This window comes from Alistipes onderdonkii (assembly GCF_025145285.1).
Lineage (GTDB): Bacteria > Bacteroidota > Bacteroidia > Bacteroidales > Rikenellaceae > Alistipes > Alistipes onderdonkii.
In genome coordinates this window covers 2,723,421-2,739,312 of the sequence record NZ_CP102251.1, presented here as the reverse complement: position 1 = coordinate 2,739,312, position 15,892 = coordinate 2,723,421, and the positions used below count along the sequence as shown (strand labels likewise).

Genomic DNA, 15,892 nt, shown 5'->3' with positions numbered 1-15,892 from the left:
AGTTGTTACTGTTTGACATCTATGGCGATTGCATATTGCGCGGCCTGGTCGGCCTTTCCCACGACGACGTTTCCGCCCACCTTGAGCGTCGGCGTGAAACCGTCATCCAAGTAGTTGCTTCCGGCCACGTAGAACACGTCTTTCCAGCCCATCTTGTAGAGCAGCCACGCAGCCTGGCAGGTTCCCGTCCCCTCGGACACGGCGGCGACACCGAGTTTGTTGTCATAGGTCAGCCCGATGTACGAACGGCTGCGCGTGCCGTTCCAGGCTTCGCCCAGGGCCGTTTCCCATCCGGTATCGTTCCAATACATCTCCAGGCGGGTCAGCAGATGCCCCTCGCGTACCAACCACGGGTGTCCCGACGCCGCGGAGACCACATCCCACGGAGTCCCCGAGGCAAGATACCCGTCGCGTCCCGCCTCATCGACCCATTGGGTCATCCTGACCAGTTCGCCGTCGCGGATACCCGCATTCCAAAATTCAACGTGCCCGTCCTCGTAGAAACCGACCGTCCCGCGCCAGTCGCCCTCGGAATTGCGGTCGGAGAGCACTTTCCCATTGTAGTAAATCATCGTGCTCTCCTTGGTCATCATCCCGGTGAGTGCGACCAGCGAGGCCACGTCGTCCATGACCACCGAGCGGGCATCGTTGCTGACCATATAGGCTTTCGCCTTGTCAATGTCGATCGTGGCGAAGGCGAATTCGATTCCCTCGATCGTTTCGGTCGGGCGATTTGCGGCCCAGTTGCCGATAAAGGCAAGGTAAACGTCCAGGTCACCGGCACCGGGATCCCAGCTCCATGGGGTTTCGGATGTTGCCGCACCGCGTACGGGTACGCTGTTGACCGTAGTTGCCTTATAGACATTGAGGAACGGATAGAGCTGCTGGTCGACATAATTGCCCGTGACCTCGCTAAACCCGTAGACGATCGGTTTGTCCATCACTTTCGAATAGTCTATCCTGACGTTGTAGATGCGCTCTTTGCCATCCATCTCGACTTTCAGTTGCCGGGTAAGCGACTCCGTGAAATCGAACGTCGTAGACGAGGCGATCGAAGCTCCCTCCATCAGGGCACCTTCGGCAAAATCGAGTTCGATTTCACCCCGGTTCATACTCCGCTCATAAGTGATCGTAAGCGTCTTGCCCGATACGGAAACGCAGCCCCCGATTCCCGAAGCAGTCACCTTCGTAGCATCGGTGATCGGAAATGCCTTCGACGAAATCGTGAACCACACCTTGACGATCCGGTTATCGGGTGCCCGGAAGTTCAGCACCGGATAGGTATCCAGGTCGGCGGCGGTAACGTCCGTCGGGAAAATGACCGAATAGCCCTCGTTGAGCTCGACGTCGATCCGGGCATGTGAGAAATCCTCGGCCATATCGAATCTCAGGGCCAGGTTTTTATCATCTATCCGCTCCGCTGTGACCGTCTCGCCGTCGACGGTCACGCGGATTGACTTATAGGGCAGACCGCCGGACGAGACCGTCCGATCGTCGGAACAGGAGCAGAAGGACAGCGCCGCTGCGACGAATACGGCACTCATGTAATTCTTGTAGAAATCTGCTTTCATAGATTAGGGTTTAGTTGGTTTATTCGGAAAAAAGGGAAAGGGATCGGACACTACGGTTCATCCGGGATGGCTGCATCATGTCATGGCATTGTTTTTTAGGTTAGTTTTCGGTTCCGACAGCCCCGTCCAAAGGGCTTTTGCCGGATACGAAAATACTCTGCCCCGACGGCTTCGAGGTTGAAATTTTACCGTAAAACGGCTCTGACGCAAATCGGCCGGCTGCAACAGCCGACCGACACAACGCAGGCAATACAATGCATAACAACACATTACACAAACACCTCCGGAAAATATCCGGGTTATACGATTTTTTCACCCTTGCCATCGAGTTGTTCGATGAATTCCTTGGGACTGACGCCGAACTTTTTCCGGAAACAGGTGCTGAAATACTTCGGGTCGTTGAACCCTACGGCATAAGCCAGATCGGCGATCCGCATGTGGCGCTGCTGTTCCAGCAACCGGTAAGCCGCGCGCAACCGTATGTCGACCATAAACGCGGTCGGAGTAAGCCCTGTCAGCGATTTGAGTTTCTCGGTGAGGACGGTACGCGACGTGTTCATCTCCCGCGTGAAATCGGCCTGCGAAAATTCGCCGTCGTCGATATGCGCATTGACGCACGCCATAGCCCGGCGCATGAAATCTTCGTCCATCGAGGTATATTCCAACGCTTCGATCTCAAAGACAAGCTGGTTGCGGAAATGCGAACCTTTGCGCTCCTGCTTTCTGAGCTGGTTCACGATCTGTGCATGGAGCAGCTTGAAGTTGAACGGCTTGGTAACATAACCGTCAGCCCCCGAGTCATACCCTTCGATACGGCTGTCGTCCGTGTTTTTGGCCGTCAGAAGGATGACAGGGATATGGCAATATTCGAACGTCCCCTTGATCTTGGCGCACAACTCGATCCCGTCCATCCCGGGCATCATGATGTCGGAAACGACCAGATCGACCGGTTTTTCGGCCAAAAGTTGCAGTGCCTCTTCGCCTCCGGATGCCATTTCGATGTGGAAATAAGCCGCCAGCAAGTTGGACACCAGCACCCGCAGTTCCTCGTTGTCATCCACGATCAGAATCGTATACATCCGCCCGTCTCCGGCAACCGCCTCGTCCGGCCGCATGGACGGCAACTCCGCCGATCCCGGCATCAAATCCGCCGAATCGGGCCCTGGCACCGATTCGTCGACCTCTTCCCCGGAGTAGGCGTCCCGGCCTATGGGCAATACGACCCGGAAACAATTTCCCTCCCGTTCGCTGCTCGAAACCCGGATATGCCCCTTGTGGATATCGGTCAGATCCTTCACCAGCGACAACCCGATACCCGTACCGATGGTATGGAACTTACGGTAATTACCGTCGTAGAAGCGCTTGAAAAGCCCGTCGATAGTCTGCTGGCTCATGCATTCACCGCTATTGGCGATCATTATACCGACAAAACCGGGGCTTTCCATCCCCACACGGATTTTTATTTCCCCTTCGTCGGGTGTGTATTTGGCAGCGTTGGAAAGCAGGTTGTAGACGATCTTATCGAGTTTGTCGGAATCGAACCAGCCTTCGATACGGTCGGCAGAACTCTGGAAGTAGACCCGAAGGCGCTTTTTCGATACCAGCGGGGCGAATGCCTCGACACATTTGCGAACGAATGCCGCCACATCGCCTTGCGAAACCCGGATCTTCAGGTTACCACTCTCGACCTTGCGGAATTCGAGTATCTGCTGGATGAGGCGCATCAGACGCGTCGCGTTGACCGAGATTACGTTGTAGAGCGCCTCCCGGTCTGTGGAGGTGCTGCGCAGGCTGTCAAGCGAGGTAATGATGATCGTCAGGGGCGTCATCAGCTCGTGGGTGACATTGGTAAAGAACTGCAATTTCGCGTGGTTCAGCTCCTCGGTTTTCCGGCGTTCGAATTTCGAAATGCGGATTTCATGCTGCATACGCAGTCGGTAGCGCAGGAAGCGGATCGCGCCGTAGGCCACCCCCGCAAGGGCTGCGAGATAGAACGCCACGGCCCACCACGAGCGCCAGGGTGCCGGCAGGATACGCACCTTCAGCACCCGCTCGTTGCTGCTCCAGACACCGTTGCCGCCCGCCGCCTGCAAATGGAAGGTATAAATGCCCGCAGGCAGGTTGTTGTAGGAGGCGAAGCGGTGCTGTGAATCGACCAATACGTACTCCTTGTCGAACCCGTCCAGCTTGTATTTGAAGATGTTGTCCCTCGGATTGGCATAGGAAAGCATCGAAAATTCGATATAGAAATTGTTTTGCCGGTGGGTCAGCGTCACCTCATCTGCATAGTCGATCTCCCGGGAGCTGATATGCTCCCGCTCCTTTTCCGGCATGGTACGCAGGGACTGGTTGTGAACCCGGAAATCGGTCAATACGATCGGAAGTTTCGACTGGTGGGGCTGGATGCGGTTGCCCGTAAAGATGCGCAGTCCGTTCGAACCGCCGAACGCCATGCGTCCGTATTCGACACGTGCCGATGCATTGCGGTTGAAGAAGAACGATTGCAGGTCTGCCGTAATAATATAGGTGTTGATATGCTCGGGAGTACCGTTTTCGTCGGGCGAGAACGAGAACACGGCATCGTTGGTCGTAATCCACATGCGGCCGTTCTCATCCCTAGCAATGTTGGTGATCCCCTTTTTCTCGATGTTGGGAAATGCCGTGACCGCCTTGAAACGATCCTCCGAGGGCGAATATACCGCCAGTCCGTCGGCAATCGTCCCCGCCCAGAGGTTACCCGCATCGTCCGTACCGAGGCAATAGACGTTATCGGCCGTCATCCCCGCCCCGCGTCGATACTGGATCCAGTCACGTCTTTTCGTATCGACACGGATGATCCCGTCGCCGTTGGTCGCAATCCATACGACCCCGCCGCCGACGCAGCAGATATCGAATATGCGCGTCGATGCGAAGGGCGTCTTCCGCCCCAGCCACATGTCGAGCGTCGAGAGCTGCCCGGACGCCGATTCGATATAAATTCCCGACCTCGAACCGATCCACAAATTCCCGTCCGGATCCTCCCGCAGCGCGAGCACGCAGTCGTCGGCAAACAGCGGCAGCGTATTCCGGTTGATCTGGCGCACGCGATGGCGTTTCTCGTCGTAGCACCATACACCCGAACTCCACGTCGCAAAGCACAGCTCCGAAGTGGCGTTCCTCCTGATTATGGCATTGACGGTCGAAGTATAAGGCAGCACACACAGGTCGGGATGCTCCCGGTAGCTGACGATACGGCCGCTGCGGGTATTATACCTGATCAGCCCGAAATCGAGCAGCCCGAGCCAATATTCGCCCTCGCCGATGTAATACATACTCCGTACGGAACTGGTGTTGAAGCGGGCACGCACCGGATCGAGCCGGTTGAATTCGAATTTCATGCCTGCGGTCTGTATCTTGCAAACACCGCCGCCCAGCATCCCGATCCACATAAGGTTGTCCCGGGCCCGCATAATCGAATTGACCTCGTTGTATGGCAGGTCGCCCACATCCTCGCCGGGTTTGAAATTCTGGAACGAGGGCCGGTGATCCGGGTCATGCAGGATACTCAGTCCGCTGCGGGTTCCCACCCACAGCGTGTTCTGCGTAATATCCTCTTCGATGGCATAGACAATGTCGTCGAGCAGCGCCGTATCGTCGTCTTCACGGTGCATGTAACGGGCATATTGCATCCGCCCGGGAGCATAGGGGTTTATCAGGCGGATCAGGCCCGCGCCCCAGGTGCCCACCCAGACATTCCCGCCCGCATCGCAGAAGACGACATGCGCATGCCGCAGGATCTCGTCGTCATACGTGTAGGTACGCTCTTCGCGCAGATCGTAGCGCAGCAATCCGCTGCCGTAGGAAGCGATCCACAGGCTGCAATTGGCATCCTTGACGACCGAAGTGATGTCCGTGACGGGCTTCCCATCGGCATTGCGCATCGTAACCGGACGGAAATCATGTTCCGAGGCATTTTTCCGGAACAAGCCCTTGTCGCTTCCGACCCAAATCCCGTTGCCCGTATCGCAGATGATGACCGAGATGTTGCAATCGCCGACCTGCTCGCAGCCCGTCGTCGAAATCATGCCCGTCTTCTTGTCGAGCCGAAACAGTCCGCGCTCAGTCCCGATCCAGATCGCCTTGTCGCGGTCTTCGGCCACCACATTCACGAACGAATTGAACGCCACGCCCGAAACGTCGTGCATACCGTAAGTGACCACTCCGTATCCGTCATAGCGGGCCAGACCGTTATAGGTCGGAATCCAGATATACCCGTCGGAATCCTGATAGAGTTTGCGTACTTCGCTCGACGGCAGGATGTCGGAAGGGATCGGCACGAACCGGATTTTGGAATAGGGTTCGGCAGACACGTACCCCACCGTGGCCAGCATGGCAAGCACAGTTGCAAAAAGGCGGGAAAGTATCAGGTTCGGACGCATGGACGGTAGTTTTCGGAATTCTAAATTACACATTTTTTCCTCATCCGCAACGCCGGATATCCGATTTACCTCCGGGAAAAGCACGGAAGAGAGGCTTTCCGGTAAATTTTCAACCTCCGACGGAGTTGACCGCCTTACTTTTACTCAACCGGAAGAGAATCCGGTAAAATTCGTTGTCCCCGCAAACCTTCCGGGCCGAAAACGGATTTACCCTGCAACCGTAGGCTCCTCGAACACCATTGCCCATCGACGGACAGCCCCCGTGAATCCGATTACGTCCCGGTATTCATCCGCAAGTCTGAAAACGGCAGTCGCTACGACTTCGGTCTCGACCGGCGAGGCGTGACCGGCAAGTCCCGGATCCGGGAAAAAACGGTAAGGGCTCCCCCCCCCTTCACAAAAACAGCCACCTTCTTTTCCGAAGGTGGCTGTTTCGCATTGCGGGACGTCGTTATACCAGTCCAGAGAAGCCCATGAAGGCCATGGCGAGGATACCGGCCGTGATCAGCGCGATAGGCACCCCCTTGAATGCCTTAGGCACGTCCTCGAATTCGAGCCTCTCGCGGATGCCGGCGAAGAGCACCAGCGCCAGGGCGAATCCCAGCGCCGTAGCCACCGAATAAGTGACGCTCTGCAAGAGGTTGAACTCCTTTTGGATCATCAGGATCGCCACGCCCAGCACGGCGCAGTTGGTCGTGATCAGGGGCAGGAAGATACCCAGTGCCTGATATAACGAAGGCGAGAGTTTCTTGAGCATGATCTCGACCATCTGTACCAGCGCGGCGATCACGAGGATGAAGACGATCGTCTGCATGTAGACGATGTCCAGCGGCACGAGCACATAAGCCTGGATCAGCCAGGCCACCACGGCGGCGATTGCCATGACGAACGTTACGGCAGCGCCCATACCCATCGAGGTCTCGACCTTCGACGACACGCCCAGGAACGGGCAGATGCCGAGGAACTGCGCCAGTACGACGTTGTTGACGAAGATGGCGCCGATGATGATTGCGAAATATGAAAGCTCCATAACTATTTCTTGGCTAATTTATTAAACAATACCATGAGGTACCCCAGCACCAGGAATGCCCCCGGTGCGAGGACGAAGATCAGCGGCATGTAATCGGCCGTTCCGAGGCTGATGCCGAAGATCGCGCCGCTGCCCAGTATCTCGCGCACGGCACCTACGGCCGTCAGGGAAAGCGTAAAGCCCAAACCGATCCCGACACCGTCGAGCACCGAATCCAGCGGCGTATTCTTCGAGGCGAAAGCCTCGGCACGCCCCAGAATAATGCAGTTCACCACGATCAGCGGGATGAAGACGCCCAGTGCCTCGTACAGGGGCGGCGTGTAGGCTTTCATCAGCATTTCGACCACGGTCACGAACGAGGCGATCACGACGATGAACGCCGGGATGCGCACCTTGTCCGGAATGATGTTCTTGATGAGCGAGATCACCAGGTTCGACATGATCAGCACGGCCATCGTCGCCAGCCCCATGCCCATGCCGTTTCCGGCCGAGGTCGTCGTACCCAGCGTGGGACACATGCCCAGCACCAGCACGAACGTCGGGTTGTTCCTGACGATGCCGCTCAGAATGATGTTCAGTTTATTCATTTTGCCCTCCTTCCTGAGCCGCCGGCCCGTTGGTTTGTTCCTCTGCCGAATCTCCGGCCGCAGAAGTCGCTCCCGACGATACGTCTGTCGGCGCCGTACCCGTCGCTACGCTCTTGTAAGCCATCCAGGCGCGGTTGATCGCATCGACATAGGCGCGCGAGGATATGGTCGCGGCCGTCAGCGCGTCGACGTCGCCGCCGTCCTTCTTCACGGCCAGCTTGCCGTCCACGAGCTTCATCGTTTCGAGTTTCTTGCCCTGGATGCTCCCCAGCAGCACATTTTCCTTGTCGGCCATCTTCGTCCCGAGCCCCGGGGTCTCAGCCTGCCTGAGCACGTTGACGTTGACCACTTCACCGTCGGGCGTGAAGCCCACCATCATGCTGATCGCGCCGCCGAAACCATTCTTGGTCATCGACTCCACGGCGTAACCCGCGACCTGTCCTCCCTTGGTTGCGGTGTAGACCGTGATCGGCATATCGTCGATCGTCAGCGCTTCGGGTGCGGTCTGGTCGAACGGCGGAAGCACGACCTTCAGCGCCTCGACCTTCGCCGCCTGCTCGGCCTGGGCGATCGGTTCGGCCGTAATCATGTTCACGGCGCCCACACCGGCCGAAGCCACGAGCGTGATGCCGAACAGTACGGCCGTCATATTCACAAGTGTACTTTTCATACTGCGTCACCTCCTATTTAACGCCGAAGCGCTTGGGTTTGACATATTTGTTGATCAGGGGCACACAGGCGTTCATGATCAGTATCGCGAACGACATACCCTCGGGATAGGCGCCCCACAGGCGGATGCACATCGTGATGGCGCCGATACCGATGCCGAAGATCACCCCCCCTCTGACGGTCATCGGCGAGGTCGAATAATCCGTCGCCATGAATATCGCGCCCAGCAGGGCTCCGCCGGCCAGTACATGGAACAGCGGGAGCTGCCACAGCACCGCCCCGGTACTGCCCGAAGCGAGGGCCACGACAAACGCGAATACGGCCATCGTACCGAGCACCGACACGGGAATCTGCCACGTGATGACGCGGCGCCAGAGCAGGTATACGAAGCCGCAGATCAGGGCCAATGCCGCCACCTCGCCCAGCGAGCCGGGCATATTGCCCAGCAGCAGTTCCTGCACACCGAGCACGTCGGGGGCGGCGCCGTGTTTCACGGCCGCCAGCGGCGTAGCGCCCGAAAGTGCGTCGAAAGCTCCGTTCGCCGGCATCGGGAACGAAGTCATCTGCACCGGGTAGGCGATCAGCAGGAACACACGCCCCACCAGCGCGGGGTTGAACGGATTTTTGCCCAGCCCGCCGAAGGTCATCTTGGCGATGGCGATGGCGACGAATGCGCCGATCACGACGATCCACCAGGGAATCGAGGCGGGCAGGTTGAAAGCCAGCAGCACGCCCGTCACCACGGCCGACCAGTTCCCGATTGTCAGCGAGCCGCCGACGAGGAACCGCTGGATGAGGTACTCGAACAACACGCAGCACGCCACGCTGAGCGCCGTGACACGCAGCACGTCCACCCCGAACACCACCGCCGAGACGACCAGCGCGGGCATCAGCGCGATCACGACGTCGCGCATGATCCTGGCCGTCGACTGCGAAGTCTGCACGTGCGGTGCGGGAGCAACAACAAGTTTGTTTGCCATAATATCTTTCTGTTTTTCCATTTACTTTTTCGGTGCCGCGGCACGTGCGCGGATAATGCCCATGACAGTCTGTTTCCCCAGGCGCACCCAGTCCAGCAGCGGCAGGTAAGCGGGGCACGAGGCCTGGCAGCAGCCGCACTCGATGCACGAAGTGATCATCTGCGCCTCGACTTCCTCCCAGCCTTTCTTCTGGGTCATCTTCGAGAGATAATAGGGTTCGAGCCCCATCGGGCAGGCAGCCACGCACTTGGCGCACTTGATGCACTGCGAGGCCTCGCGGCGCTGGGCGTCGCGGCCGCTCATGACGGTGATGCCCGAGCACCCCTTCGTCACGGGCGAGGCGAGGTTGACCATCGCGCGCCCCATCATCGGGCCGCCGTTGATGACCTTGCCCGCATCGGCGGGAAGCCCTCCGGCCGCCTCGATCAGCGCCTCGACGGGCGTACCCATGCGGGTCAGCAGGTTCTTGGGCTCCCGGACGCCTTTGCCCGTGATCGTCACCACGCGCTCGATCAACGGCTTGTGCTTCTGCACGGCCTGGTAGACCGCATAGGTCGTCGAGGCATTGCACACCACGGCACCCACGTCGATCGGGAGTGCGGGCGGGGGCGGCACCTCGCGCCCCGTAATGGCCGCGATCAGCTGTTTCTCACCGCCCTGCGGGTATTTCACCTTGAGGGGCACCACCTCGATGCCCTTATACCCTTGGGCCAGACGGCGCAGGTGCGCAATGGCGTCGGGTTTGTTGTTCTCGATCCCGATATAGGCTTTCTCCACGGCGATGGCCTTCATCAGTATCGTCACGCCCACGAGCAGCTCCTCGCCGTGCTCGAGCATCGTACGGTGGTCGGACGTAAGGTAAGGCTCGCACTCTACACCGTTGATAATCAGCGCCTCGGCCTTTTTCCCGGGAGGGATCGAGAGTTTCACGTGCGTGGGGAACGTCGCGCCGCCCATGCCGACGATGCCGGCGTCCTTGATCCGGGCGACGATCTCCTGTGCGGAGAGCGTGCACTCCCTGACGATCGTCTCCGAGCGGTCGATCCCCTCGGCCCAGTCGTCGCCCTCGCGTTTGATCGTAATCATCACCTGGCGCAGCCCCTGCCCGTTGGGCACCATGTCCACGGCCGTTACCGTCCCCGAAACCGGGGCGTGGATATTGGCCGACATAAAACTGCCCGCCTCGGCGATGAGCTGCCCCGTCACGACCTTGTCGCCCTTGGCGACCTTGGCCACGGCGGGGGCGCCGATGTGCTGTGCGAGCGGGATCGTCACCACGTCGGGCAGCGGAAGCACCTCGATCGGTTTGGCGCCGCTCAGTTTATTTTCCGACGGATGGACTCCGCCTATTGGAAATGTCTTCATATCTTGTGTTTCTCTGATTTTTCGGTTGGGTTTCTTCCTTCATCTCCCATGCCCGGCACGGCGTCACCCGCCCGGCATTACGGAAACATCCGTTTATTCGGCTTCCGGGGCTGCCCCGCCAGTTTTCGGAGCCTCCGCCGCATTCCCGGTTGCCGCTGCTTCCTGCACAGCGGGGGATGCCGGTGCAACCTCCTTCTCAACAGCGGGTACAGCTTCGCTTACAGGAGCTTTCGGGGCTACGGAAGGCGCACCCTCTGCGGCCGCAGGTGCGGCCTTCGGGGCGGCTTCAGGCACCGGTGCGGTTCCCTTCGCATCGGCGGGCGCAGCATCGGCGGACTTCGGGGCCCGGGCAGCCTGGGCTGCCGCAGGAGCCTCCTTCGCGGCCGCAGGTGCGGCTTTCGGGGCAGCCGGTGCCTTCGGTGCCTTGGGCAGCGGATCCATGCCCGCCAGCACGATGGCGCCTGTCGGGCACTCGTTCACGCACTTACGGCAGAGCTTGCACTTCTGCGGGTCGATATAGGCGAGGTTGTTTTCAATGGTGATGGCACCGAACGCACAGACCTTCTGGCATTTGCCGCATCCGATGCAACCCGCCTTGCAGGCCTTCATCACCACGGCGCCCTTGTCCTTCGACACGCACGACACATACACCGCCCGGTTCTTCGGCCACTTCTTGCGCAGTTCGATAATCATTTTGGGACACGCCTTCACGCAGGCCCCGCAGGCCGTACATTTGTCGGGGTCGACTTCGGGAAGCCCCGTCGCGGGATTCATGCGGATCGCATCGAACGCACACGAGACGACGCAGTCCCCGAACCCGAGGCAGCCGAATGCGCAACCCGTCTCGCCCACATAGAGCGACGACGCCACGGCGCACGACCTGGCACCGTTGTACTCGTTGGTGCGGGGGCGCTTGTCGCAGGTGCCGCCGCAGCGCACGGTGGCCACCTGCGGCTCCTTTTCCGGTGCCGACTTGCCGAGGTAGGCCGCAACAGCCTTCATGCAGTCGCCGCCGCCCACGGGGCAGAAGAGCGCCGAGATGTCGTCCTGTTTCACGAGCGCGTCGGCCATGCCGCGGCACCCGGCGAAGCCGCAGCCGCCGCAGTTGGCGCCCGGCAGCATCTTCTCCACCTCGTCGATCCGGGGATCTTCCTCGACCCTGAATTTTTGGGCCACGAAGTAAAGGATCACCGCGGAAAGCACTCCCAGCGCACAAAGCGTCAGGATTGTGTAAAGTAATACTTCCATCAGTAGTGTTTGGTTATTGAGAAATGAATTGTGTGTTCGATTTTATGCCTGAAGAGCCATAATACGCAGTAATAGACGACCACGGCTCCCAGAGCGGCAAGCGCGCCGCGGCCTTCGCTCCAGCCGAGCACCGCAACGGCGGCGACCAGCACGGCCAACAGCACGGCCAACGCCCCGACATAGGCCAATATAACGGCGACAGCGCCCGCACTACGACGGACGCCGACCATAACCTTCTCCCCCGCGGCATAATGCGCCGCGTCGGGACTCTTCACGACCACGATCTTGTCCTGCGCTTCGGCCAGGCCGCACGCTTCGCGGGCCTTGCAGCTACCGCAGGCACTGTGGGAGGTGATCCTCACATAGACCGTGTCGCGTTCCGTGCGTTCCACCACGCCGCTATGTTCAATCCGTGAAGCCACCGCCCTCAATCGCCGTATTTGTTGGTAAGCGGCATAAGGCGCTCGTGCCCGAACGAGCACATCGACAGGCGCAGTACGGGCGGGAACTGGTAGCGCTTCTTCTCGTTGCGCATGATCATGGCGTGGATCTTCTCCACGACCTCGGAATCGAAGCCCGCATTGACGATCTCCTCGCGGTGCTGCCCCTCCTCGATCATGCGGTAAAGGATCGCGTCCACCACTTCGTACGGCGGCAGGATGTCGCTGTCCTTCTGCCCCGGGTGCAACTCCGACGAGGGTTCCTTGTCGAGGATATTGCCCGGGATGGGATCGCCCTGCGTGCGGTTGATATAGCGCGCCAGGTCGTACATCTCGCTCTTGTAGAGGTCGCCCGTAGGGCTGAAAGCACCCGCCGTATCGCCGTAGAGCGTACAGAGTCCCAGCGCATTCTCGCTCTTGTTCGACGAGTTGAGCAGGATGTAGTCCGCCTTGTTCTGCACGGCCATCAACAGCACCGTGCGGATACGGGTCTGGATATTCTCTTCCGTGGCGTCGAACTCCCTGCCGCCGATGACCGGCTTGAGGGTATTGACCACGCTGGTGTATATTTCCGTGATGGGAATTACGTTATATTCGATGCCGAGGTTCTCGGCCAGCTTCTTGGCATCTTCGACCGAATGGTCGGAAGAGAACTGCGAGGGCAGAAGCAAAGCCCGGATATTTTGGCGTCCCAGCGCGTCGGCGGCCAGGCAGGCCACCACGGCCGAGTCTATGCCGCCAGAAAGGCCGATGCAGGCCTTCTTGTAGCCGTTCTTCACGAAGAAGTCGCGCAGGCCGCACCGGGCCGCCTGGTAGACCATCCGCGTACGGTCGTTATAGGTCGAGGGGATCGTAACCGGCTCGCCGGCCGCCTTGGTGTCGAAGATCTGGAAATCCTCCTCGAAGTGCTTCATCATCAGCACCAGTTCCCCGCGGTTGTTGAACGCCCCCGACGTACCGTCGTAGACGATGTCCGTCGAACCGCCGACCTGGTTCACCAGCACGAGGTTCTTGCCTTCGACGAACGACAGGTGCCGCATCATCTCGTAGCGGTAGGTCATCGTCCCCCGGCCGTACTTGCGGGCGTTGATCGAGATGACGGTCTCGACCGACTTGTCGAAGTCATGCTCGCGGCTCAGGTCGTCGCCCACGATGATGGCGCACTTGTGGCCCTTGATCGTCGCATATTCGAACCCCTTCGAAGGGACGAGGAAGCCCATTTCGCGGCGTGCGGTGATATATTTCTTACCCACGTAGCGCAGCACTTTGCGATCCTGGATCAGCGCCGCGGCGCTGATGGTGCCTTCGCGCGTCAGGATCGGGAGTCCCACGATGGCCGCGATACCGTCGCAGCACGATGCTATTTCGACCAGTGCATCCTCGCACAGTTCGAGGAAGGTGGTTTTACGCAACAGGTCGAAAGCCGGGGTTCCGCTCACGGCCTGTTCGGCAAAAATGACCAGGTCGGCACGCTGCGCTTTCGCTTTGTTGATCGAATCGATGATTTTCGAGGCATTGCCGTCGATATCCCCGATCGTATAGTTCAACTGGGCAAGGGCTATTTTCATCTATCAGTAATTTTAGTAGGCAAATTACAACGTCGCAAAGTTAAGGATTATTTATAAAAATAGGAAGGATTTTCGGTGTTAATAAATTAACATTTCCCAATTTACAAAAAAATTTAAAAACCCCGAAACCCCGGCACTCTGACCTGTCCCGGCCGCAAACCGCCCGGCAGACACCATTCCCCAACCTCCCGGCGCACAACAAGCCCCCACCCGGCCGCTCCCACCCAGCCCCGCAAAACCGCCTGTCCGGCCGCTATTCCCGCAGCCGGACAGCACACGCCGAGCCCCTGCCCGGCAGGCTTTGCGCGGGAGGGCAAAACGCCCCGTATCACGGCCGCGCGTATCGCCGCGCACGCGCAACCTGCAAAAAAAAATCTTTTTGCACCCGGATTTCTGCCTGAGATACAACATTAGTTACCTAAATGTTAGCAACATACGCCAGCGTACCGTCTTGCACGAACGCTGCATTCTCCTTACCTTCGCAACGGCAATACAGGCAACACGATTAATAAACGCTTTAATAATCCGTAAAAAATGAAAAAGGTAGAAAAAGTGGCCTCGGGCGCGAATTTCGCAGCCGTGACGGTCGGGAAAACCGAAGAGTTGAACCAGTACACGCTGCCGCTGGCACCGGGCGTGGAGATCCCGGGGAAAGTGTTCGTAGGCGGCGACCTGCAGGCCACCGGGGCCGAGATGTCGTTCCAGCAGTTCGCACCGGGCGGCAGCGTCGGGTTCCTCCACACCCACAAGACCCACGAAGAACTTTACATCATCCTCGGCGGCCATGGGGAGTTCCAGGTCGACGGGCAGGTCTTCCCCGTAGGCGAAGGAAGCATCGTACGGGTTTCGCCCGCAGGCAGGCGCTCGCTGCGCAACACGGGCGACAGCCCGATGACGATGATCTGCATCCAGTACAAAGCCGCCTCCTTCGACGCGGGCGACGCCACCGACGGCGAAATCCTCCCCGACCAGGTCGTCTGGTAGGCAGCCCGGGCTCTTGGCTCTTGGCTCTTGGCTCCTGGCTCCTGGCTCCTGACTCCCGGCTCCTGGCTCCCGGCTCCCGGCACGACAAGGCGAACAACCCCGGAAAACCGACGCGACGCGCATACGGCAAGGACGGTTAATCCAGGGGCACAGGGGGCATGAACGCCCGAATGCTACGGCGGACAAGAGCCCGGGACATGGTTGCCCCAATGCAAAGCGGGCCGGAGTTTACACTCCGGCCCGCTTTCCTAAATTTTCCACAGGGCTACTCCATCCCCTCTTCGGGATCGGCCACGAGAATACGTCCGCAATATTCGCAAACGATCAGTTTCTTGCCCTGGCGAATCTCCACCTGGCGCTGCGGGGGAATCCGGTTGAAGCAACCGCCGCAGGCATCGCGCTTCACGGTCACGACGGCCAGGCCGTTGCGCACGTTGCGGCGGATACGGCCATAGGCCGACAACAGCCGCTCGTCGATCTTGGCCTTGACCCGGTCGGCCTGTACTTCGTACTCTGCGACCTGGGGTGCGGTTTCGGCTTCGATCCCTTCCAGTTCGTTCTTCTTGGCAGCCAGGTCGGCGGCACGGCCTTCCGCTACGGCTTCGGCCTCCTCCAGCTGGAGTTTCTTGGCTTTCACACCGGCGGCGTACTCCTTGAGGCGCTTCTCGGCCAGTTCGATCTCCAGTTCCTGGTACTCGATCTCCTTGGTAATGGCATCGAACTCGCGGTTGTTGCGCACGTTGTTCTGCTGCTCCTTGTAATTGCCGATGAGGATCTTGGCCTGGTCGACCTCGCGCTTGCGCTGCTTGGTGAGCGTGTTCAGCTCCTCGATTTCGGCATTGATGTTGTCGATCCGGGTTTTCAGGCCGGTCATCTCGTCTTCGAGATCCTGAACCTCGAGAGGCAGTTCACCTTTCACCTTGTTGATTTCGTCGATCTTGCTGTCGATCTTCTGCAATTCATAGAGTGCGATGATCTTCTCCTGCATCGAATAGTCAACGTCGGCAGTTTTCTTCTGTGTTGCCATATAAT

The 15,892-nt window shown here is 59.1% G+C and carries 12 protein-coding genes; 1 reads left to right on the top strand and 11 read right to left on the bottom strand.

All coding sequences use genetic code 11. The features are described 5' to 3' along the window. Positions 1 to 5 precede the first annotated feature (5 nt). The 10 genes from NQ559_RS11040 to NQ559_RS10995 all read right to left on the bottom strand — a co-directional run bounded on the left by NQ559_RS11040 (position 6) and on the right by NQ559_RS10995 (position 13,876). Positions 6 to 1,571 (bottom strand): hypothetical protein, encoded by a 1,566-nt coding sequence (locus NQ559_RS11040; RefSeq protein ID WP_018695004.1) that lies wholly within the window; start codon positions 1,569 to 1,571, stop codon positions 6 to 8. A gap of 299 nt (positions 1,572 to 1,870) precedes the next feature. Beyond that, positions 1,871 to 5,989 (bottom strand): hybrid sensor histidine kinase/response regulator transcription factor, encoded by a 4,119-nt coding sequence (locus tag NQ559_RS11035; protein WP_018695003.1) that lies wholly within the window; start codon positions 5,987 to 5,989, stop codon positions 1,871 to 1,873. 451 nt (positions 5,990 to 6,440) lie between these two features. Continuing rightward, entirely contained in the window at positions 6,441 to 7,019 is a 579-nt protein-coding gene (rsxA, locus tag NQ559_RS11030) for an electron transport complex subunit RsxA (RefSeq protein WP_018695002.1), read from the bottom strand. A 2-nt stretch (positions 7,020 to 7,021) separates the two neighbouring features. Next, the gene (locus tag NQ559_RS11025) at positions 7,022 to 7,606 is read right to left on the bottom strand and encodes an RnfABCDGE type electron transport complex subunit E (protein WP_018695001.1); all 585 of its coding nucleotides are present in this window, start codon (positions 7,604 to 7,606) and stop codon (positions 7,022 to 7,024) included. Continuing rightward, a complete protein-coding gene (locus NQ559_RS11020) occupies positions 7,599 to 8,276 on the bottom strand; it encodes an RnfABCDGE type electron transport complex subunit G (protein ID WP_229065184.1) in 678 nt (225 codons plus the stop codon). Before NQ559_RS11020 ends, NQ559_RS11025 begins: the two co-directional genes overlap by 8 nt. A 13-nt stretch (positions 8,277 to 8,289) precedes the next feature. Then, the gene (locus NQ559_RS11015; protein ID WP_026318209.1) at positions 8,290 to 9,255 is read right to left on the bottom strand and encodes an RnfABCDGE type electron transport complex subunit D; all 966 of its coding nucleotides are present in this window, start codon (positions 9,253 to 9,255) and stop codon (positions 8,290 to 8,292) included. Positions 9,256 to 9,276: 21 nt separating this feature from the next. Further along, positions 9,277 to 10,620: an electron transport complex subunit RsxC gene (gene rsxC / locus NQ559_RS11010; RefSeq protein ID WP_018694998.1), complete on the bottom strand. Its 1,344-nt coding sequence runs from the start codon at positions 10,618 to 10,620 to the stop codon at positions 9,277 to 9,279. Between the two features lie 93 nt (positions 10,621 to 10,713). Further along, the gene (locus NQ559_RS11005; protein ID WP_018694997.1) at positions 10,714 to 11,868 is read right to left on the bottom strand and encodes an RnfABCDGE type electron transport complex subunit B; all 1,155 of its coding nucleotides are present in this window, start codon (positions 11,866 to 11,868) and stop codon (positions 10,714 to 10,716) included. Next, entirely contained in the window at positions 11,868 to 12,290 is a 423-nt protein-coding gene (locus tag NQ559_RS11000; protein WP_026318208.1) for a SoxR reducing system RseC family protein, read from the bottom strand. Before NQ559_RS11000 ends, NQ559_RS11005 begins: the two co-directional genes overlap by 1 nt. A gap of 5 nt (positions 12,291 to 12,295) precedes the next feature. Further along, a complete protein-coding gene (locus NQ559_RS10995) occupies positions 12,296 to 13,876 on the bottom strand; it encodes an NAD+ synthase (RefSeq protein ID WP_026318207.1) in 1,581 nt (526 codons plus the stop codon). Between the two features lie 534 nt (positions 13,877 to 14,410). On the opposite strand from NQ559_RS10995, the gene NQ559_RS10990 reads away from it, so the two are divergent. After that, positions 14,411 to 14,860 (top strand): cupin domain-containing protein, encoded by a 450-nt coding sequence (locus NQ559_RS10990; protein ID WP_018694994.1) that lies wholly within the window; start codon positions 14,411 to 14,413, stop codon positions 14,858 to 14,860. Between the two features lie 265 nt (positions 14,861 to 15,125). Here NQ559_RS10990 and NQ559_RS10985 read toward each other — a convergent pair whose 3' ends face one another. Continuing rightward, on the bottom strand, positions 15,126 to 15,887 hold the full coding sequence (locus NQ559_RS10985; RefSeq protein ID WP_026318206.1) for a zinc ribbon domain-containing protein: 762 nt from the start codon (positions 15,885 to 15,887) through the stop codon (positions 15,126 to 15,128). Positions 15,888 to 15,892 lie beyond the last annotated feature (5 nt).

Bases quoted from the DNA above. Each gene is read 5' to 3' on its own strand.
- NQ559_RS11005 (WP_018694997.1), bottom strand. From the start codon at position 11,868: ATGGAAGTATTACTTTACACAATCCTGACGCTTTGTGCGCTGGGAGTG.
- rsxA (WP_018695002.1), bottom strand. From the start codon at position 7,019: ATGGAGCTTTCATATTTCGCAATCATCATCGGCGCCATCTTCGTCAAC.
- NQ559_RS11040 (WP_018695004.1), bottom strand. From the start codon at position 1,571: ATGAAAGCAGATTTCTACAAGAATTACATGAGTGCCGTATTCGTCGCA.
- NQ559_RS11025 (WP_018695001.1), bottom strand. From the start codon at position 7,606: ATGAATAAACTGAACATCATTCTGAGCGGCATCGTCAGGAACAACCCG.
- NQ559_RS11015 (WP_026318209.1), bottom strand. From the start codon at position 9,255: ATGGCAAACAAACTTGTTGTTGCTCCCGCACCGCACGTGCAGACTTCG.
- NQ559_RS11020 (WP_229065184.1), bottom strand. From the start codon at position 8,276: ATGAAAAGTACACTTGTGAATATGACGGCCGTACTGTTCGGCATCACG.
- rsxC (WP_018694998.1), bottom strand. From the start codon at position 10,620: ATGAAGACATTTCCAATAGGCGGAGTCCATCCGTCGGAAAATAAACTG.
- NQ559_RS11035 (WP_018695003.1), bottom strand. From the start codon at position 5,989: ATGCGTCCGAACCTGATACTTTCCCGCCTTTTTGCAACTGTGCTTGCC.
- NQ559_RS10985 (WP_026318206.1), bottom strand. From the start codon at position 15,887: ATGGCAACACAGAAGAAAACTGCCGACGTTGACTATTCGATGCAGGAG.
- NQ559_RS10995 (WP_026318207.1), bottom strand. From the start codon at position 13,876: ATGAAAATAGCCCTTGCCCAGTTGAACTATACGATCGGGGATATCGAC.
- NQ559_RS10990 (WP_018694994.1), top strand. From the start codon at position 14,411: ATGAAAAAGGTAGAAAAAGTGGCCTCGGGCGCGAATTTCGCAGCCGTG.